The organism is Sphingobium sp. RSMS (assembly GCF_005406185.4).
In the GTDB taxonomy this organism is placed as follows: Bacteria; Pseudomonadota; Alphaproteobacteria; order Sphingomonadales; family Sphingomonadaceae; genus Sphingobium; species Sphingobium fuliginis.
In genome coordinates this window covers 1,798,170-1,816,005 of record NZ_CM191257.1, presented here as the reverse complement: position 1 = coordinate 1,816,005, position 17,836 = coordinate 1,798,170, and the positions used below count along the sequence as shown (strand labels likewise).

16 protein-coding genes are annotated in these 17,836 nt (G+C 66.2%); 9 read left to right on the top strand and 7 right to left on the bottom strand.

Going from position 1 to position 17,836, the window contains the following annotated elements:
• Window positions 1-13: 13 nt before the first annotated feature.
• Complete coding sequence (locus EGM87_RS08525) at window positions 14-1,411, bottom strand: leucyl aminopeptidase family protein (protein ID WP_044662579.1); 1,398 nt, start codon at window positions 1,409-1,411, stop codon at window positions 14-16.
• 139 nt (window positions 1,412-1,550) lie between these two features.
• Here EGM87_RS08525 and EGM87_RS08520 point away from each other — a divergent pair, with 139 nt between their 5' ends.
• Window positions 1,551-1,754, top strand: coding sequence for a hypothetical protein (locus tag EGM87_RS08520; protein ID WP_007684028.1), 204 nt, complete (start codon window positions 1,551-1,553; stop codon window positions 1,752-1,754).
• Window positions 1,754-2,608, top strand: a complete 855-nt coding sequence (locus EGM87_RS08515) for a DUF4163 domain-containing protein (protein ID WP_044662578.1) — start codon at window positions 1,754-1,756, stop codon at window positions 2,606-2,608. Before EGM87_RS08520 ends, EGM87_RS08515 begins: the two co-directional genes overlap by 1 nt.
• A gap of 95 nt (window positions 2,609-2,703) precedes the next feature.
• Here EGM87_RS08515 and rimO read toward each other — a convergent pair whose 3' ends face one another.
• From rimO to serS, 4 genes are all read right to left on the bottom strand, one after another.
• Window positions 2,704-4,086: a 30S ribosomal protein S12 methylthiotransferase RimO gene (rimO, locus tag EGM87_RS08510; protein ID WP_171010080.1), complete on the bottom strand. Its 1,383-nt coding sequence runs from the start codon at window positions 4,084-4,086 to the stop codon at window positions 2,704-2,706.
• A gap of 36 nt (window positions 4,087-4,122) precedes the next feature.
• Entirely contained in the window at window positions 4,123-5,181 is a 1,059-nt protein-coding gene (locus EGM87_RS08505) for a potassium channel family protein (RefSeq protein WP_044662577.1), read from the bottom strand.
• Window positions 5,182-5,349: 168 nt separating this feature from the next.
• Complete coding sequence (surE, locus tag EGM87_RS08500; RefSeq protein WP_044662576.1) at window positions 5,350-6,123, bottom strand: 5'/3'-nucleotidase SurE; 774 nt, start codon at window positions 6,121-6,123, stop codon at window positions 5,350-5,352.
• Between the two features lie 34 nt (window positions 6,124-6,157).
• Window positions 6,158-7,435: a serine--tRNA ligase gene (gene serS, locus EGM87_RS08495; RefSeq protein WP_044662575.1), complete on the bottom strand. Its 1,278-nt coding sequence runs from the start codon at window positions 7,433-7,435 to the stop codon at window positions 6,158-6,160.
• Between the two features lie 97 nt (window positions 7,436-7,532).
• Here serS and EGM87_RS08490 point away from each other — a divergent pair, with 97 nt between their 5' ends.
• The gene (locus tag EGM87_RS08490; RefSeq protein WP_025548877.1) at window positions 7,533-7,973 is read left to right on the top strand and encodes a host attachment family protein; all 441 of its coding nucleotides are present in this window, start codon (window positions 7,533-7,535) and stop codon (window positions 7,971-7,973) included.
• 53 nt (window positions 7,974-8,026) lie between these two features.
• On the opposite strand, the gene EGM87_RS08485 is transcribed toward EGM87_RS08490, so the two are convergent.
• Window positions 8,027-8,857, bottom strand: a complete 831-nt coding sequence (locus EGM87_RS08485; protein WP_044662574.1) for a hypothetical protein — start codon at window positions 8,855-8,857, stop codon at window positions 8,027-8,029.
• 429 nt (window positions 8,858-9,286) lie between these two features.
• Between EGM87_RS08485 and dksA the strand changes: the two genes are divergently transcribed.
• Together dksA and EGM87_RS08475 are read left to right on the top strand one after the other, a co-directional pair.
• Window positions 9,287-9,751, top strand: a complete 465-nt coding sequence (gene dksA, locus EGM87_RS08480; protein WP_025160963.1) for an RNA polymerase-binding protein DksA — start codon at window positions 9,287-9,289, stop codon at window positions 9,749-9,751.
• A 65-nt stretch (window positions 9,752-9,816) separates the two neighbouring features.
• Entirely contained in the window at window positions 9,817-10,182 is a 366-nt protein-coding gene (locus EGM87_RS08475) for a PilZ domain-containing protein (protein WP_025548880.1), read from the top strand.
• 146 nt (window positions 10,183-10,328) lie between these two features.
• Here EGM87_RS08475 and EGM87_RS08470 read toward each other — a convergent pair whose 3' ends face one another.
• On the bottom strand, window positions 10,329-10,487 hold the full coding sequence (locus tag EGM87_RS08470) for a YdcH family protein (RefSeq protein WP_007684009.1): 159 nt from the start codon (window positions 10,485-10,487) through the stop codon (window positions 10,329-10,331).
• A gap of 191 nt (window positions 10,488-10,678) precedes the next feature.
• Here EGM87_RS08470 and EGM87_RS08465 point away from each other — a divergent pair, with 191 nt between their 5' ends.
• The 4 genes from EGM87_RS08465 to EGM87_RS08450 all read left to right on the top strand — a co-directional run bounded on the left by EGM87_RS08465 (window position 10,679) and on the right by EGM87_RS08450 (window position 17,835).
• Window positions 10,679-10,858, top strand: coding sequence for a YdcH family protein (locus EGM87_RS08465; protein ID WP_037482328.1), 180 nt, complete (start codon window positions 10,679-10,681; stop codon window positions 10,856-10,858).
• Window positions 10,859-10,973: 115 nt separating this feature from the next.
• Window positions 10,974-11,444, top strand: a complete 471-nt coding sequence (locus EGM87_RS08460) for a DUF1465 family protein (protein WP_025548883.1) — start codon at window positions 10,974-10,976, stop codon at window positions 11,442-11,444.
• 146 nt (window positions 11,445-11,590) lie between these two features.
• Window positions 11,591-13,654: an autotransporter assembly complex protein TamA gene (locus EGM87_RS08455; RefSeq protein WP_083199128.1), complete on the top strand. Its 2,064-nt coding sequence runs from the start codon at window positions 11,591-11,593 to the stop codon at window positions 13,652-13,654.
• Window positions 13,654-17,835: a translocation/assembly module TamB domain-containing protein gene (locus tag EGM87_RS08450; protein ID WP_044662573.1), complete on the top strand. Its 4,182-nt coding sequence runs from the start codon at window positions 13,654-13,656 to the stop codon at window positions 17,833-17,835. The genes EGM87_RS08455 and EGM87_RS08450 overlap by 1 nt, the downstream gene beginning before the upstream one ends.
• The last annotated feature ends 1 nt before the right edge of the window (window position 17,836 follow it).

Sequence of the window (17,836 nt, the reverse complement as noted above, 5' to 3'; positions counted from 1 at the left end):
AATCGCTTTCTTTTTACTTTTTACGGCCGTAGCGCGCTTGCAGCATATGGAAGACGGCGCGCAGTCCCAGCGCCTCGCCCCCCTTGGGCCGCCCCGGCCGGGAGGCGGGACGCCAGGCAAAGGTGTCGAGATGCAGCCAGGGCACGGCGTCGGGCACGAACCGCCTGAGGAACAGCGCGGCGGTGATCGCCCCGGCAAAGCCGCCTTCGCCCGCATTGTTGATGTCGGCCACATCGGACTTCAGCATTTCCGCATAGCCGTCCCACAGGGGCAGGCGCCAGGTCGGATCGTCGACGGCGGTCCCGGCCGCATCCATGTCTGCGGCGAGCGCCTCGTCATTGGCGAACAGGGCGGGGAGGTCCGGCCCCACGGCCACCCGCGCCGCGCCGGTGAGCGTAGCATAGTCGATGATCAGGTCCGGCTTGTCCTCTCCCGCCAGCGTCAGCGCGTCGCCCAGCACCAGCCGCCCCTCGGCATCGGTATTGCCGATCTCGACCGTCAGCCCCTTGCGCGACCGCAATATGTCGCCGGGCCGGAAGGCATTGCCGGACACCGCATTCTCCGCCGCCGGGATCAGCAGGTGAAGCCTAACCGGCAGGCCCGCGTCCATGACAAGCTGCGCCAGCGCCAGGGCATGGGCCGCGCCGCCCATGTCCTTCTTCATCAGGCGCATGGCGGAAGACGGCTTGATGTCCAGGCCGCCGCTGTCGAAGCAAATGCCCTTGCCGACGACCGCGACCTTCGGGTGCCCGGGATCGCCCCAGCGCAATTCGATGAGGCGCGGCGCGAAGCCCTTGTCCGCGGCCTTGCCCACGGCATGGATCATCGGGAAGCCATGTTCCAGCGCATCCCCCTTCGTCACCTTGCAGTCGGCGCCGAAGCGTTCCGCCACCTTGCGGGTTGCAGCTTCCAGTTCGGCCGGCCCCATGTCGGCGGCGGGCGTGTTGACCAGATCGCGCACCAGCGCCACCGCCTCCGCCAGGCGCGTGGCCGCATCGATCTGCGCCACTTCCGCGGTCAGCAGGACGCGCGCTCCCGATCCATTTTCTTCGCTGCGATAGCGGTCAAAGCGATATTGCGCGGTCAGCCATCCCAGCATCGCCGCGCCGGCCGCGCCTTCGACCAACCGATAAGTCCCCTCGGGCAAGGCCTCGGCCAGCCTGGCAAGGCACCATGGTCCCAGCTTCGTGGCGGAAGCGACGCCCGCCACTACCGACCAGTCCGCCGGATCTTCGCCAGGCAGAATGGCGAATTCATGCGCCTTGCCCTTGAATTTCTGCGCGGCGGCCAGCGCGCGCACACGCTCCGGCTGGCTTCCCAGCCAGCTTTCCAGCCCTGGCGCCTCCACGATCAGGATCGAACGGGCAGGTTGATTGTTGTCGGCTTTCAGCAGGTCGGAAAAATCGCTCATGCCCTATGTTCTGGAGAAAGGCGGCGGGTAAGAAAAGCCCAATCTTTCGTCGTCCGCGCGCCTCCTTCGACCGCGCTATCATTTGCGTCGGGCGGAGCGCAGGCATAGATTGAACGAAGTTAAAAGAAGGAGAGACATGATGATGCACAGCGACGATGGCCGCCTTCAGGCCCTGCGCGCCCGTGCCTATGCGCTGGCGGAAAGCGGGCGTTTCGACGGAGCGCATGCGGTGGAGCAGGCATTGATCGCGGAAGGCTGGCCCAATGCCGGCGCGGCGCTCCAGAGCAGCTATGCGCGCAAGGCGATCAGCGAACGGTGCATGGCGGCAGCCAAGGCCCATTGATGCGCCGGATAAAGGGGAGGGGACTGGCGGGACTGCCCCTGGGGGCGGTCCTGCTGCTTTGCGCCTGTTCGCCGTCGAAAGATGCCCGGAATGCGGGCGAAGCGGCTCTGCCGGGCAACGATGTCGCGGCCAGCAATTTCGCGAACCGCATGTCCGGCCAGCCGGAGCCGCCGCCGCCCGCCCAACCCTTCGAGCAGAAGGAGAAGACCGATCTGCTCGAATTCGCCTATGGCTACCCTGCCCAGGCCGCGCAGATACCCGCCCTGGCGGAGAAGTTCGGCAACGCGCTGAAGGTCGGCAAGGCGGATGCGTTGAAAATGGCGCGCGAAGACCAGAAGGCCGCCAGCGCGTCCGGCTATCCCTTCCGCGCCCATGCGCTTGACGTCCATTGGACGGTCGCCGCCGATACGCCACGCTTCCTTGCGCTCCAATCGGAAAGCTATGTCTATACCGGCGGGGCGCATGGCATGACCGGCTATGACGCATTGCTGTGGGACAAGGCGCGCAAGCGGGAGACGGCGGTCACGGCGTTGATGACTTCGCCTGCCGCCTTCGCGGCCGCCATCCATGACCGCTTCTGCGACGCACTGGACAAGGCTCGCGCCGAAAAGCGCGGCGAGCCGGTGAAGCGGAGCGATGACGACGACTTCACCAAATGCATCGATCCGATGCAGCAGGTGCTGGTGCCGACGTCGAAGGACGGCAAGCTGATCGACGGCGTCACCGTGGTCGTCGGTCCCTACAGCGCCGGGCCCTATGCCGAGGGAAGCTATGAGATCGCGCTGCCTGTGGACGGGGCCATGCGCAAGGCGATCAGGACGGAATATCAGGACGCCTTTGCGGCGGCAGAATGACGCTGCCCCCCCCACAATGCGCCGTGCCCCTGCGAAGGCGGGCGTTCCGTTCTGACGTCGGAACTGGGTTCATGCCCTCGCAGGAACATGGTGCCCTAAACCGACGGCACTCCGTAAAGGTCATGCTCGTCGGCATCCTCGATCAGCACGTTCAGGATGCTGCCCGGCTGCAAGCCTTCGCCCACGTCGCGCAGGAAGACATTGCCGTCGATTTCCGGTGCGTCGGCTTGGCTGCGCGCGGTCGCGCCGATGGAGCCGTCCTCGTCCGCTTCGCCCACCTCGTCGATGATGACGGGCAGCACGCGGCCGACCTTCGCCTGTAACCGTGCGGCGGAAATGGCGGCGGTCTTCTCCATGATCCGCTGATAGCGTTCTTCCTTGACCTCTTCCGGCACGGCGCCGGGCAGGTCGTTGGCCGCCGCGCCCTCCACAGGTTCGAAGCGGAAGGCTCCCACGCGGTCGAGCTGCGCCTCGTCCAGCCACTGGAGAAGATAGTCGAAATCCGCCTCCGTCTCGCCGGGAAAGCCGACGACGAAGGAGGAACGGATCGCGATGTCCGGGCAGATGTCCCGCCATTTGCGGATGCGGTCCAGCACCTTCGCTTCGTTCGCCGGGCGCTTCATGGCCTTGAGGACAGAAGGCGCGGCGTGCTGGAAGGGATTGTCGAGATAGGGGGTCAGCAGCCCATCGGCCATCAGCGGGATCACCTGATCCACATGGGGATAGGGATAGACATAGTGCAGACGGACCCAGGGCGGCGTGCCATCGGCGGTGCGAAGCTGCCCCAGTTCGCGCGCCAGATCGGTCATGTGCGCGCGAACCTCGCGCCCCTTCCACTGGCGCGCCTCATGCCGGGTGTCGACCCCGTAAGCGGAGGTGTCCTGGCTGATGATCAGCAGTTCCCGGGTTCCGGCATGCACCAGCTTTTCCGCCTCGCGCAGCACAGCGTCTATGCGCCGGCTGACCAGATCGCCGCGCAGCGAGGGGATGATGCAGAAGGAGCAGCGATGGTTGCAGCCCTCCGAAATCTTCAGATAGCTGTAGTGGCGCGGGGTCAGCTTGAGCCCACCCTCCGGCACCAGATCGACGAAGGCGTTGGGGATGGGCGGCGACGCCTCATGCACCGCGTTCACCACCGCCTCATATTGATGCGCGCCGGTGACGGCCAGCACCTGCGGGAATTTCTGACGGATCAGTTCCGCTTCATTGCCCATGCAGCCGGTGACGATGACCCGGCCATTCTCCGCAATCGCCTCTCCAATGGCTTCCAGCGATTCTTCCTTGGCCGAATCGAGGAAACCGCAGGTGTTGACCAGCACGACGTCGGCGCCGGCATAGTCGGCGGACATCTGATAGCCGTCGGAACGCAGCTTGGTCAGGATGCGCTCGCTGTCGACCAGCGCCTTGGGACAGCCCAGCGACACCATGCCGACCTTCGGCGCTTCGGGAATTTTGGTTGCCATGATCGGCGCGCACATAGGGATTTTTGCGCGCAATGTCACGGGGGCAGGAAATCAGGGCAGGGACCGGGCTTCCCCGGCGGCCGCGCCCTGCACGATCTCTATGATCAGGTCGCCGGTCTGGAGCCGGGCCGCGCCCTCTTCCCAGAAGCCGATGGCCCGCCCGTCGCGGTAGATGCGTACCCCCAGACCAGTGGCGATGGCGGAAAGCGGTTGCCCGATCTCCTCCGGCAGAACGAAGCGTTCGTTCAGCTTCACCTGACCGCCCGAAGCGGCAAGGTCCGACATATAGTCGGCAATATGCTGGCCGCTGGTGCTGCCCGCCAGCAGCAGCCCGGCGAAGCTGACCGGGTTGATCACGGTGGTCGCGCCCGCCTGCCGCGCGGGCAGTTCGTTATCCTCGTTGCGCACGACGATGCTGATGGGCAGGCGAGGGGCCAGATGCCGCGCCGTCAGGGTGATGAGGATCGAGGTGTCGTCCCGCCCCGCCGACACGATCAGCGTCCGCGCCCGGTGGATCGCGACATCGTTCAGCGTCCGGTCCCGCGTCGAATCGCCGCACAATATGTTGCAGCCCAGCGCTTCGGCCTCGGCCAGCGCCTTCTCTACCGGGTCGACCACCACGATCTCGCGCGGATCGACGCCCCGCGCCAGTAGCTCGCGCACCGCCTCGGCCCCGCTGGTGCCGAAGCCGGTCACGACGATATGATTGTGCAGATCGGCCTGAATGCGAGCCATGCGCCACCTGTAGAGGATGTTGCGGAAAAAGAGATTATAGGCCGTGCCGAGGAAGATCAGCCAGACGAACAGGCGGATCGGCGTCACCAGCAATGCCTCGAACAGCCGGGCTTCCGGGCTGACCGGCACGATGTCGCCATAGCCGACCGTCGTCACGGTGACGGTGGTGAAATAGAGCACGTCGACGAAGCTGATCCTGTCGTCGAGATTGTCCTTCAATCCATCCCGGCCGACCCAGTGGATCAGCAACACCAGCCCGATCAGGCCGAACACCAGTCCCACGCGCCAGGTGAGATCGGCCCAGATCGGCAGCGAAGACCGCCGCCGCAGAAAGCCCGCCGCGCTGGACGGCGGCCTTACCGGAACGATCCTCATCGGACCTTTTCTTCGATGATACGGACGGGAAGCATCGTGGGAATGGTGAAGGCAGGAAGAAGGAATGCGCGCGACATCGCCATGTCTTTAACGCTCTGGCCGCGCCATGGCCAGATTCCGTTCCGGCCGACTGCAAAACCATATCCCCGCCTGGGCAGGAACATGCCGTCAGCCGACCTGCCCTCCGAAGGCCTGCGCCGTCGCCGCGATCGCGCTGTCCTGCGTCAGGTCGTAATGCAGCGGCGTCACCGTCACATAGCCTTCGGCAATGGCGGCCAGATCGCTGCCCTCCGGCACGGAGTCGCTCTTGCCCAGGCCGAACCAGTAATAATCATAGCCGCGCGGATCGGTGCCATGGATGATCTTCGTCCGGTCCACATCGTGAAAGCCCTGCCGCACCACGCTGATGCCCTTGACGGCTTCGGGTTCGACGGCCGGGAAGTTCACGTTGAACAGCAGCCGGGGGCTGGCCGGCATGGCGATCAGCGGGCGCAGCACCCGCTCGCCCCAGGCCCGCGCCGCCGCGAAGGGCACGGCGTCGCCCATCCCCTCCCGCACATAGACCTGGCTGAGCGCGATCGATCTGATGCCCGAGATCGCGCCCTCCATCGCGGCCGATACCGTGCCCGAATAGGTCACGTCCTCCGCCAGGTTGGCGCCGCGATTGACGCCTGACAGCACCAGATCGGGCTTCGCATCCTTCATCAGATGGCCGACCGCCATCATCACCGCGTCGGTCGGCGTTCCCGATACGCTGAAATGCTTCTCGCCATGCTGCCGGACGCGCAACGGCCGCGTCAGCGTCAGGCTGTGGCCGGCGCCGGACTGCTCCTCGCTCGGCGCGACGATCCAGATGTCGTCCGACAGCGTCCGGGCGATCTCCTCCAGCACGGTCAGGCCCGGCGCATGGACCCCGTCGTCATTGGTGAGCAGGATGCGCATATATCTGGAATCCCTTCGCTTGGGGGTCGGCAGCCTATCGGGGCCGCAACCGCGTCACCCCGCCCATATAGGGGGCCAGCACTTCCGGCACGATCACGCTGCCGTCCTCCTGCTGGTAATTTTCCAGAACCGCCACCAGCGTCCGTCCCACGGCCAGTCCCGACCCGTTCAGCGTATGGAGGAAGCGCGTCTGCTTCTCCCCCTCCGGCTTGTAGCGCGCGTTCATCCGCCGCGCCTGGAAATCGCCGCAATTGGAGACGGAACTGATCTCGCGATAGGTCTGCTGGCTAGGCAGCCAGACTTCCAGATCCCATGTCTTCCGCGCGCCAAAGCCCATGTCGCCGGTGCACAGCAGCACCTTCCGATAGGGCAGGCCAAGCGCCTGCAAAACCCCCTCAGCCGCGGCGCACATGCGCTCATGCTCGGCCTCGGATTCCTCGGGCCTGCAGATCGCCACCAGTTCGACCTTCTCGAACTGGTGCTGGCGGATGAAGCCGCGCGTGTCGCGCCCGGCCGATCCGGCTTCCGACCGGAAACAAGGTGTCAGCGCCGTCAGCCGCAGCGGCAGGCTTTCCACCGCCACGATCTGTTCGCGCACCAGATTAGTGAGGGAAACCTCCGCCGTGGGAATCAGCCAGCGCCCATCGGTGGTCCTGAACAGGTCCTCCGCGAATTTCGGCAACTGTCCCGTGCCGAACAGGGCCTCATCCTTCACCAGCAGCGGCGGGTTGACCTCCTCATAGCCGTTTTCGCCCGACTGGCGGTCCAGCATGAACTGCGCCAGCGCGCGGTGCAGCCGCGCCATCTGCCCGCGCAGCGCGGTAAAGCGCGCCCCGGAAAGCGCCGCGCCGCCTTCGAAATCCAGCCCCAGCGCCGGGCCGAAATCGGCATGATCCTTCGGCGTGAAGGGGAAGCTCCGCGGTTCGCCCCACCGTGCCACCTCGACATTCTGGACCTCGTCCTCCCCCGTCGGCACGTCGTCCGCCGGCAGGTTGGGGATCGCCGCCAGCCGCGCCGCCAATGCTTCGCCAATCTCGCGATCCTCCGCCTCCAGGGCGGGCAGACTCTCCTTGAGCGCCGCGACTTCGGTCTTCAGCGCGTCGGCCGTCGCCATGTCCTTCTGCGCCATCGCCTGGCCGATGGCCTTGCTCGCTTCATTGCGGCGCGCCTGACCCTGTTGCAGCGCGGTCTTGATCGCGCGGCTCCGTTCGTCCAGCGCCAGCAACTCCGCGCTCAGCGGTTCAAGCCCGCGCCGGGCCAGCCCCGCGTCGAAAGCGGCGGGATTTTCGCGAATGAAACGAATGTCGTGCATGGGTCAGCCCTATGCCGTTCTGCGACCAGCCGCGCAACCCTGCACACCGCCGTCCGTTGGTGGTAAAATCAGGCGTTGAGAAAAGAGGAACGGGACGATGCAGATAGACCATGACGCGATGGTGCTGGTGGCCGATGGGCGCAAGATGCTGTTCTTTCGCAACAAGGGCAGCCCGGCCTTTCCCAATCTGGAAACGGAGGAGGTGAAGGAGCAGGATAATCCCCCCGATCGCGAGCAGGCCTCCGACGGCACGGGACGCGGGCCCAATTCGGTCGCGAGCCATCGCGGCTCCGTCGAGCAGACCAATTTCCACGATCTGGAGGAAGCGCGCTTCGCCGCGGAAGCGGCAGAATTGCTGAAGCGCCGCGCGCTCGCCAATGATTTCGAAAAGCTGATCGTCGTCGCGCCGCCCGCCGCTCTGGGCGAAATGCGCAAACATTATCACAAGGAAGTGCAGAGCCGGCTGGTGGGTGAGATCGCCAAGGACCTGTCGAACCACCCGGTGCCGGAAATCGAGCGGATCATCGCGACGAGTTGAGACCCGACCCGGCCGGCGCTCCCCCCGGATGCGCCGGCCGGGTCGCCCCGCGGTTAACCCTCGGTGCCCGCCTTGGCGCGCGCGAAACGCTTGCGCGCCAGCAGGGCCGCCGCGCCCGCCCCGAACAGCAGCACCATCGGCGGCGCCGGCACGTCGGTCGGCGGCGGCGGATGATGATGGTCGCCGCCCGACGAACTGGATGAAGAGGACGTCGAGGACGAAGACGACGTCGAGCTGCTGGTCGAGGAACTGGTCGAAGAGGAGCTGGACGTGGAGCTCGACGTCGAGGAGCTGCTGGTCACATTGCCGCTGGAGGTCGAGACGTTGCCCGAAGAGGTCGACACATTACCGGAGGATGTCGACACATTGCCGGATGAGGTGGAAACCCCGCCCGTGGACGTCGAAACCCCGCCGGTCGAGGTGGACACGCCGCCCGTGGTCGAACTGGTGGAACTGGTGATGCCGCCGGTCGAGCTGCTGGTGGAGGAGATCACTACCGATCCGCCCGAACCGCCGCTGCTGCCGCCGAAGAAGCCGCCGAAAAACCCGCCGCCGCCAAAGCCGGGGCCACCCGCCAGCACCACCGGCGCGCCGCCGCCACCGCCGGACATGACCGGCATTTCCGCGGCCGCGACCGGCGCCGGCAGGGGGATGGGCGCCGCCTGGGTGGTCACCGTCACCGTCTGCGGGGCGCAGGAAACCGTCTTCACCACGCGCTGCACCTTGCGCACCGCATAATGCTTGCGGGGCGCCGCCTTGACGCTCTTCGTGCTCTGAACCCCTGCCGGACGCGCGCTTTCCGCGACATGGACGGCGCCGCCGCCGATGATCGCGCCGCCGGCGGCGCAAGCGCATAATTTAGCCAATGCCATCCGTACCGACATAGGTTCCACTCTTGTTTGTCTTCGGCCTGACGATCTCGTCACCGCGTTGCGCAGTAACGGATGCGGGGCCGTTCCCTATTGCTAACAACGCAAAACAAAGCGTTAACTTCAATGGCGTTAACTCTGAATATCGGGGTCAAGTCGAGGAAAAAACTAACAAATTATGAACTCATATGGTTAACGTCCCATTGTGATACGGCGGCCGGCCGCTTGGGCGATACGGCTGGTCTATTTTCTTTTATGATCTGCCGATGGCCGGGAATCGCGAATTTTCTGGGGATAAGCGCGCCGCAATGCGCGGCCGGCGCGCCGGACGACCGATTGCCCGCTTGTCTCAGGCCTTGGCGCTGGCTATTAGGCGCCGTCAACCACAAGTCACGGATACCCCGGCACTTTCAGCATCGGGGGTCCCGCGAGTCGGAGAGCCAGATGGCATCGGTCCTGAATTCCGATAAAGACGGCCAAAATCCGCCGAAATCGGCTGTAACACTCCCACCCGACTATCGTCCTTCCGCAGACGAAGAGTTCATGAACCCGCTCCAGTTGGAATATTTCCGGCAGCGCCTGTGGGACTGGAAGAAGCAGATCCTGGCCGAAGCGGAAGGGACATTGGCCGTCCTGCAGAACGAACCGCTCCGCGAACCCGACCTCAACGACCGCGCATCGAGCGAGACCGACTGGTCGATCGAGCTGCGCACCCGCGACCGCCAGCGCAAGCTCATCTCCAAGATCGACGCCGCGCTCCGCCGCATCGACGAGGGCGAATATGGCTATTGCGAAGTGACTGGCGAACCGATTTCGCTGGGCCGCCTGGAAGCCCGCCCGATCGCGACCATGACGGTCGAAGCGCAGGAACGGCACGAGCGGCAGGAAAAAGTCTCTCGCGACGATTAACCTTTTATCCATGCCGCCATGGCAGGGTCGCCGGGAAATTCCAGTGATCTTGCAGGGCGTTGTCGATGGATAGCAATCAGGATGATGGTGATCGTGGTCCGGCGCGTTCCGGCCCGCGCGACAGCCTTTTCCTGCTCACCAATCTAAGCTCGGCCGACGGGGTTCCGCTCGGCCGCGCCCGCGTCCGCAATCTTTCCGCCACCGGCCTCATGGCCGATTGTGAGCGCGCCGTGCCCAACGGCATCCGCATTCGCTTCGACCTGCGCGGCATCGGTCAGGTCCACGGTTCGGTCGTCTGGTCACGGGAGGATCGCATCGGCATCGCGTTCGACGTGCCGATCGATCCCCAACTCGCGCGCCGCCGGGTTTCCGCGCCGGAAGGACAGCTTGCGGTGCCCGATTATCTGCGCCAGCGCCGCTTCATGCGCTGAGCATCCAAAGCGGATTACAGGGTGGCTCGGATTGCCGCCGCCAACAAAAAAGCCCCGCAAGGCATGGCCCCGGAGCTTCTCCCGGAAGGGCAGGATCAGCGGCAAGGGACCGCCGATCCATGCCTTTCACACAGGCGTCACCGCTGTCAGTGTTGCGCCTCCATTTCCTCCTTCAGCCGAAGCTTCTGCTTCTTGAGCGAGGCCACCAGGATCGCGTCAGGCATGGGACGACTCGTCTCCGCCTTGATTCGAGCCTCAAGCCCGGCATGCTTGGCCGAAAGAGCTGAAATGTGGCTGTTTTCCATGACATTCTCCTTACGAGGGCAATGGATGAACGAGTAGATCACGATTCGCTGGCCGTGTCTTCGGGCGATTCGCGCTTTGCGACGGGCCGCTTTGAAATTTGCGATGGTTCGTGCCGGCCCGCCGGGCTATCAAGGGGCGATGGGACGGCAATGGGTGCGAAAGTAGGTGTATGGTGAGCCGCGAAGACATCATGCGTCGGCTGGAATTGTTGCGAATCGAGCATCGCGACCTGGACAGCGCCATCAGCGCGCTGGTGGACTCCGGTTCGGGCGACCAGATGCAGGTCGCGCGCCTCAAGAAGCGGAAATTGCGCCTGCGCGACGAAATGGCCCTGCTGGAGGATCAGCTCGTCCCCGACATCATCGCTTGAACGGTTGAACGGATTATGGCCAGTGCGGTCCCGACTGATCCCGAATGACACAATTCGGGGTTAACGGGCCCGCATCGGGACTGACAAGGCGCCCGCTCTATGGCACATATCGGCCATGAAACTCGCCGCTTCTCTTGAACAGGGCCTGCATCGCCGCCTTGTCGACGGTCTCTATGTCGAAGCCATGGTGATGGCGGATGAAGCGCGCGCCTATTTCGACGTGCGGGAGGGAGGCGATCCGGAGACGGACGATCCGCTTCGCCGCGTCGCCTTCGCCTGCGAATCGCTCAAGGTCACGACGCGCCTCATGCACATCATCGCCTGGTTGCTGAGCCAGCGCGCCTGGCAACGGGGGGAACTCAGCGATGCGGAAATGCTGGACGAGAAATACCGCCTCGGCCATGCCGCGACCACCGATCCTTCGGTGGCCGGCAACTTCCCCTTCGCCGCCCGCGCATTGATAGAGGCAAGCCAGGACCTTTACGAAAGGGTCGCGCGCCTTCAGGATCGCATGGCGCGTCCGCGGGCGCAGGCGGAACCCAATCCGGCCCGGGCATTGATGGATCGGCTCAACGCCGCCTTCTGACAGGCGGGTTCGCTGGGGCATGTCGGCAGGAGCGGGGTTACACATCTCCACGCCATCCAGCCTTTCAGCCCAAATCCCCGCACAGCCTGTCCCGCCATCATCTTGGGGGCTGGCCATCCGCCCGATTTCTGGTCTAGATCAGCGCTATGAATACCGGTTTGCGGACCTGCCGCCGCATTTCAGGCCTGCCGCAAGCTGCTCTTCTCGTGCCGCTGCTTCTGCTCGCGCCTGTCGCTCATGCGCAGGCGGCGGCGCAGGCCGGCGCCCAGCCGGTTCCCGATCAGCCCGATCTGGATCCCAATCTGGCCCCCATGCCCGACATCGGCGTCGACTGGCCGGACATGGGACAGCCCGACATCGTCACGCCCATGGTCGAACTGCCGCCCCAGTCTTCCGACGTGCCGCAGCAGGCGGTCGCGCCCGAAGCGGCCGAGGAACAGGCTGAGGAGGCCGTCACCTTTGCGGACACGGGCGCGGATACGGGTGAGGAGCGCCGCTACACCGTCGCGCTGACCGGCGTGGAGGAGATTGCCGACGCCCAGTTCACCACCCGCTTCAACGAACTGTCGGTGCTGCATCAGGGCGAGGGGAAGCCCGCAAATCTCGCCCAGATCAACCGCCGGATCAAGGAGGACAGCGACCTGCTCGACCGGTTGCTGCGCGCCAAGGGCTATTATGCCGCGCGCATTCGCGGCGCCGTGACGCCGCCGCCGGCGGGCAGCGACAGGCTGGCGGTCACCTTCCGGATCGTGCCGGGCGCGCGCTATCTGCTGTCGTCCGTCGACCTGAAGGGCCTGGAGAACACCGGCGAGCGCGAACCGGAATTACGGTCCGCCTTTCCGCCCAGGGCGGGCGATCCGGTCGATTCCGACGCCATCCTCGCCGGCCAGCAGTCCCTGGCCGTCGCGCTGCTCGAGAACGGATTTCCCTTCGGCAAGGTCGAGGAACCGGAAGTCCGCATCGACCATGAGGAGCGCAAGGGCGATCTGGACATCGTCGTCAATCCCGGCGCCTACCGCACCTTCGGCAGGATCGTCATGGCCAATGATGCGCTGTTCAGCGCCCGCCATGTCCAGCGCATCGCCCGCTTCCGTCCCGGCGACACCTATATGGCATCCGATGTCGAAGACCTGCGGCAGGCGCTGATCGCCACCGGGCTCGTTTCATCGCTGACCATGACCCCCAGGGATGCGGGAGACGGCGAGCATGTCGACCTGGCCATCGACGCCCGGCCGGCGCCGCTGCGCACCATAGCGGGCGAACTGGGCTATGGCACCGGGGAGGGTTATCGCGCAGAGGTGAGCTGGGCGCACCGCAATTTCTTCCCGCCGGAAGGGGCGGTGACTGTGCGCGGGGTGATCGGCACGCAGGAGCAGACGGCGTCCTTCACCTATCGCCGCAACAATTTCCGCCGTCGCGACAATGTGCTGACGGGCCTGCTCTCCGTCAGCAACATCAAGCGGGACGCCTATGACGCGCGCACCATAACCCTGTCGGGCGCGCTGGAGCGGCAGACCAACATATTGTTCCAGAAGAAATGGGTCTGGCGCATCGGCGGCGAACTGATCGCGTCGGACGAAGCGGATGCGTTCAGCAACGGCAGCCGGCGCACCTTCCTGATCGGCGCCATTCCATTGAGCCTCACCTATGACGGCAGCGACGACCTGCTGAACCCCAGCCGGGGGTTCCGCCTGGGCGGCCGGCTCAGCCCCGAACTGTCCTTCCAGAACAGCACCTTCGGCTATGCCCGCGTGCAGCTTGACGGCAGCGTCTATCAGCCGATGAACGACCGGATCGTGCTCGCGGCCCGTGCGCGTTTCGGCACCATATTGGGGTCCACGGTCGACCGGATCGCGCCCTCGCGGCGCTTCTATGCCGGCGGCGGCGCTTCGGTGCGCGGCTATGGCTATCAGGCGATCGGCCCGCGCTACGGCCCGAACGACGATCCGGTCGGCGGCAAGAGCCTGGCGGAATTCTCGCTGGAATCCCGCATCCGCTTCGGCAATTTCGGCGTCGTGCCCTTTGTCGACGCCGGCAACATCTCGACCAGTTTCCTGCCGCGCTTCCGCGACCTGCGCATTGGTGCGGGGCTGGGCGTGCGCTATTACAGCAGCTTCGGCCCGATCCGCATCGATGTCGGCACGCCGCTCAATCCGCAGTCGGGCGATCCGAAGATCGCCGTCTATGTCTCGCTGGGGCAGGCCTTCTGATGGCCGGGGAGACGCCCGCCGCGCCGCCGCCGCCGCGCCGCCGCCGCGCCTGGGACGGTCGCTGGCAGCGTTGGGTCGCCGGCATTCTCGCCACGCTGCTGCTGATCGCCGCCGGCGCGCTGGCCTGGCTCGACACCGTGCCGGGCCATCGCTTCCTCGTGTCCCGCATTGCGAAGATCAGCCCGCCTTCGGGCCTGCGCATCCATGTCGACCGGATCGATGGCAGCATCTACCGCAAGGCCGTTCTCCATGGCCTGACCCTGTCCGATCCCAAGGGCGCGTTCCTTGACGCCCCGCGCGTGGAACTGGACTGGTGGCCCTTCGCCTGGCTCTCCAACCGGCTTGATATAGACCGCCTGGTCATTCCGCAGGCGACTCTGCACAAGCTGCCCAAGCTCAACCCCAGCGAGCGGGAGGGGCCGATCCTTCCCGGCTTCGACATCCGGCTGATGCAATTTTCGGTCGGGCGCCTCATCATGGAGCGGGGCATCACGGGCAAGGTGCAGCAGGCGACGCTTTCCGGCGATGCGGACATTCGCGGCGGCCGCGCCATTATCGATCTTTCCGCCCGGGTGTTGAACGGAGAGGATGCGCTCAACATCGCGCTCGACAGCCGGCCCGACGATGACAAGTTCGACCTCGACGTCACGGTGAACGCACCCAGGGGCGGCGTCCTGGGAATCATGGCCGGGTTGAAGCAGGACGCCAATCTCCGCATCCAGGGGCAGGGAAGCTGGACAGGCTGGAACGGTCGCCTGGCGGGCACGCTGGACAGCGAACCCGCCATAGACCTGAAGCTGGCGGCCCGCAGCGGCACCTATACGGCCGCCGGCACCGTCGAGGGAGCCGCCATGGCGGGACAGGGCCTTGTCCAGCGCCTTTCCGCGCCGCGCCTCGCCATCCAGGCGAGCGGATCGATGGCCGACCGGGTGGTCGACGGCAAGCTGTCGCTTCGCTCCGCCGCGATCGACCTCAACGCGGACGGCGCCATCGACCTGCGCAACAATGCGCTCGACAATCTGCTGGTCGATGTGAAGCTCGCCCGCCCGCAGGCTTTGCTCAAGTCGATGGGCGGCCGGGATATTGCGGCGCGCATCCGGCTGGATGGCTCGCTCTCGGGCTTCGGCTATGAATATCTGCTCACTGCCAGGCAACTCGCCTTCGGCAAGACCGTGATCCACGATGTGCGCGCCGACGGCAAGGGACGCAGGGCGAAAGGCGGCCCGGCGCTGATCCCCGTCCATCTGCGCGCCCGGCGTCTCGACGGCCAGGGCCCGCTGGTAGAGGGGATCATCCGCAATTTCGACCTGAACGGCGTGTTGCAGCTCAGGAACCAGCAGGTCGTCAGCAATCCGATGACGGTGCGGTCCGACAAGCTGCGCGGCAGGCTGCTTTTCCTCGCCGACCTGAAATCGGGGCGTTACGACATCGGCCTGGACGGCCAGATCAGCGGCTTGGCCATTCGCGGCCTCGGCATCGTCGACCTGACGTCGAAGCTGCGCGCCGTGCCCGGCCCCCGTGGCGCCTTCACCTTGAGCGGCAATGCGATGGCGCGGATGCGGCGGCTGGACAACAGCTTCCTGCGGTCCCTGGGCGGCGGCCTTCCGGTGTTGCGCAGCGGTCTGTCGCTCGGACCGGACGGGCAGCTTCAGTTCACCGGCCTCCGCCTGGAGGCGCCGCTGCTGACGCTGTCGGCCAAGGGCTATCGCCGCCGCGACGGCACGTTCCATTTCGAAGGCAATGGCCAGCATGGAAGCTATGGTCCGCTGCGCCTGATCCTGGATGGCAGGATCGACCGTCCGACCGTCGATGTCGTGCTGCAAAGCCCGCTGAAGGCGCTTGGCGTCACGGACATGCACGCCCATCTGGTCCCCGATGCGGCGGGTTACGCCTTCACGGCGGAGGGGGGATCGACGCTCGGTCCCTTCACCGGCAACGGCGCGATCCTGCTGCCGCCCGGCGGCCAGGCGATCGTCCGCATTGCCCGCGTGGCCGCATCGGGCGTCAGCGCCAGCGGCGACCTGCGCCCGGTGACCGGCGGGCTGGACGGCGTGCTGAACGTCAGCGGCCCTGTGACCGGCACCGTCGCCTTTGCCCCTGTAAACGGCGTTCAGCAGCTGAAGCTCGCCCTCACCGCCACCGACGCCAGTTTCGACGGCCCGACCAGCATCGCCGTGCGCCGGGGCAGGCTGGATGCCACGATCCTGCTCGACCCTTCCGGCACGACGATCGGCGCCACGGCGCAGGCGCGGGGCCTGCGCATCGGTGCGATCCAGATCGGCCGCCTTGCGGCCAATGCCGATCTGGTCGACGGCAGCGGCAAGGTGACGGCCAGCCTCTCCGGCCAGCGCGGCCGCCTCTTCGACCTCAGCGGCGAGGCGCAGGTCACGCCCGACCGCATCCAGCTTCAGGCGGGCGGCACCATCGACAAGCGGCCGATCAAGCTCAATCGCCCCGCCATATTCACCCGCACCCAGGACGGCTGGCGCCTGGACCCCGCATCTATAGGCTTTGCGGGCGGATCGCTCCAGCTTGGCGGCGAACTCAGCGGCCAGACCACCAGCATAGAGGCGCGGCTGCAGAAACTGCCGCTTTCGCTGCTGGACATCGCCTATGACGATCTGGGCCTTGGCGGCACGGCGACCGGCTCGCTCAGCTATGTGCATACGCGCGGCGGCATGCCGACGGGGAAGGCCGAACTGCGCGTGCGCGGCCTTTCCCGCTCCGGCCTGTCGCTGAGTTCCCGTCCCGTGGATGCGGGCGTCAACGCGGTCCTCAGCCATGACCGTCTGGCCACCCGCATGATCTTCGTCGCGAACGGCCAGACCATCGGCCGGGCGCAGGCGCTGCTCATGCCGCTCGGCACCGAAGGCACTCTGGTGGAGCGGCTCAACCGCGCGTCCCTGTTCGCGCAGCTTCGCTACAATGGCACCGCCGACACGCTCTGGCGCCTGACGGGGGTGGAGATCGTGGACATATCCGGCCCGGTCAACGTCACCGCCGACGCGCGCGGCACGCTGGGCGACCCCGTCATCGCGGGGTCTCTCGCGACGGACAATGCCGCGATCAACAGCCCCGTCACGGGCATGCGGCTGCACGGCGTCAAGGCGCGGGGCCGCTTCTCCGGCGCGCAACTCGTCATGACCGGCTTCAGCGCCGCCGCGCAAAATGGCGGCACGGTCACCGGGACGGGCAGCTTCACCTTCAACGGCATAGCGGGGGTCGGCATGGACCTGCGTCTCCAGGCGGAGAATGCCGCGCTCCTCGAACGGGACGACATCGCCGCCACCGTCACCGGCCCGATCACCATCGCCTCCACCGGCAAAGGCGGCACCATCGGCGGCGACCTGATCCTCAACCGCAGCCGCTTCACCATGGGGCGCGCCGCCGCCGTGGCGCAGATTCCCGAACTGCGCGTGATCGAGATCAACCGTCGCGGCGACGAGATAGAGCGGCCCCGCACCAGCATTCCCTGGGACCTTGCGATCAAGGCGCGCGCCCGCAACCGCCTGACCGTCACGGGCCTTGGCCTTGAGAGCGAGTGGCGCGCCAATCTGGACATCGGCGGCACGGTCACGAGCCCGGCCATTGCGGGCACCGCCGATCTCGTCCGCGGCACCTATGACTTTGCCGGCCGCCGCTTCGACCTCAAGGAAGGCAAGATCCAGTTCGACGGCCGCACCCCCGTCAACCCGACGCTCGACATCGATGCGGAGGCGGATGTCAGCGACCTCACCGCCACCATTCATGTCGGCGGCACGGGCCTCAAGCCCGTGATCAGCTTCACCAGCGTGCCCGCGCTGCCGCAGGACGAACTGCTGTCCCGCATCCTCTTCGGCACGTCGATCACCAACCTGTCCGCGCCCGAAGCGCTGCAACTCGCCTCGGCCGTGGGTTCGCTTCAGGGGCAGGGCGGCCTCGACCCGATCAACGCCGTGCGCAAGGCGGCTGGGCTCGACCGGCTGCGCATCATCGCCGCCGATCCGACGCAGGGGCAGGGCACCTCCATCGCGGCGGGCAAATATCTGACCCGCAAGACCTATGTGGAACTGATCACCGACGGGCAGGGCTATTCCGCGACCCGCATCGAATATCAGGTCACGCGCTGGCTCTCGCTGCTCGGCGCTATCTCCACCCTTGGCCGCGAAAGCGCCAACGTCCGTGTCTCAAAGGATTATTGAA

Coding starts and splice junctions, on each gene's coding strand:
- EGM87_RS08525 (WP_044662579.1), bottom strand. CDS start 1,411: ATGAGCGATTTTTCCGACCTGCTGAAAGCCGACAACAATCAACCTGCC.
- EGM87_RS08520 (WP_007684028.1), top strand. CDS start 1,551: ATGATGCACAGCGACGATGGCCGCCTTCAGGCCCTGCGCGCCCGTGCC.
- EGM87_RS08515 (WP_044662578.1), top strand. CDS start 1,754: ATGCGCCGGATAAAGGGGAGGGGACTGGCGGGACTGCCCCTGGGGGCG.
- rimO (WP_171010080.1), bottom strand. CDS start 4,086: ATGTGCGCGCCGATCATGGCAACCAAAATTCCCGAAGCGCCGAAGGTC.
- EGM87_RS08505 (WP_044662577.1), bottom strand. CDS start 5,181: ATGAGGATCGTTCCGGTAAGGCCGCCGTCCAGCGCGGCGGGCTTTCTG.
- surE (WP_044662576.1), bottom strand. CDS start 6,123: ATGCGCATCCTGCTCACCAATGACGACGGGGTCCATGCGCCGGGCCTG.
- serS (WP_044662575.1), bottom strand. CDS start 7,435: ATGCACGACATTCGTTTCATTCGCGAAAATCCCGCCGCTTTCGACGCG.
- EGM87_RS08490 (WP_025548877.1), top strand. CDS start 7,533: ATGCAGATAGACCATGACGCGATGGTGCTGGTGGCCGATGGGCGCAAG.
- EGM87_RS08485 (WP_044662574.1), bottom strand. CDS start 8,857: ATGTCGGTACGGATGGCATTGGCTAAATTATGCGCTTGCGCCGCCGGC.
- dksA (WP_025160963.1), top strand. CDS start 9,287: ATGGCATCGGTCCTGAATTCCGATAAAGACGGCCAAAATCCGCCGAAA.
- EGM87_RS08475 (WP_025548880.1), top strand. CDS start 9,817: ATGGATAGCAATCAGGATGATGGTGATCGTGGTCCGGCGCGTTCCGGC.
- EGM87_RS08470 (WP_007684009.1), bottom strand. CDS start 10,487: ATGGAAAACAGCCACATTTCAGCTCTTTCGGCCAAGCATGCCGGGCTT.
- EGM87_RS08465 (WP_037482328.1), top strand. CDS start 10,679: ATGCGTCGGCTGGAATTGTTGCGAATCGAGCATCGCGACCTGGACAGC.
- EGM87_RS08460 (WP_025548883.1), top strand. CDS start 10,974: ATGAAACTCGCCGCTTCTCTTGAACAGGGCCTGCATCGCCGCCTTGTC.
- EGM87_RS08455 (WP_083199128.1), top strand. CDS start 11,591: ATGAATACCGGTTTGCGGACCTGCCGCCGCATTTCAGGCCTGCCGCAA.
- EGM87_RS08450 (WP_044662573.1), top strand. CDS start 13,654: ATGGCCGGGGAGACGCCCGCCGCGCCGCCGCCGCCGCGCCGCCGCCGC.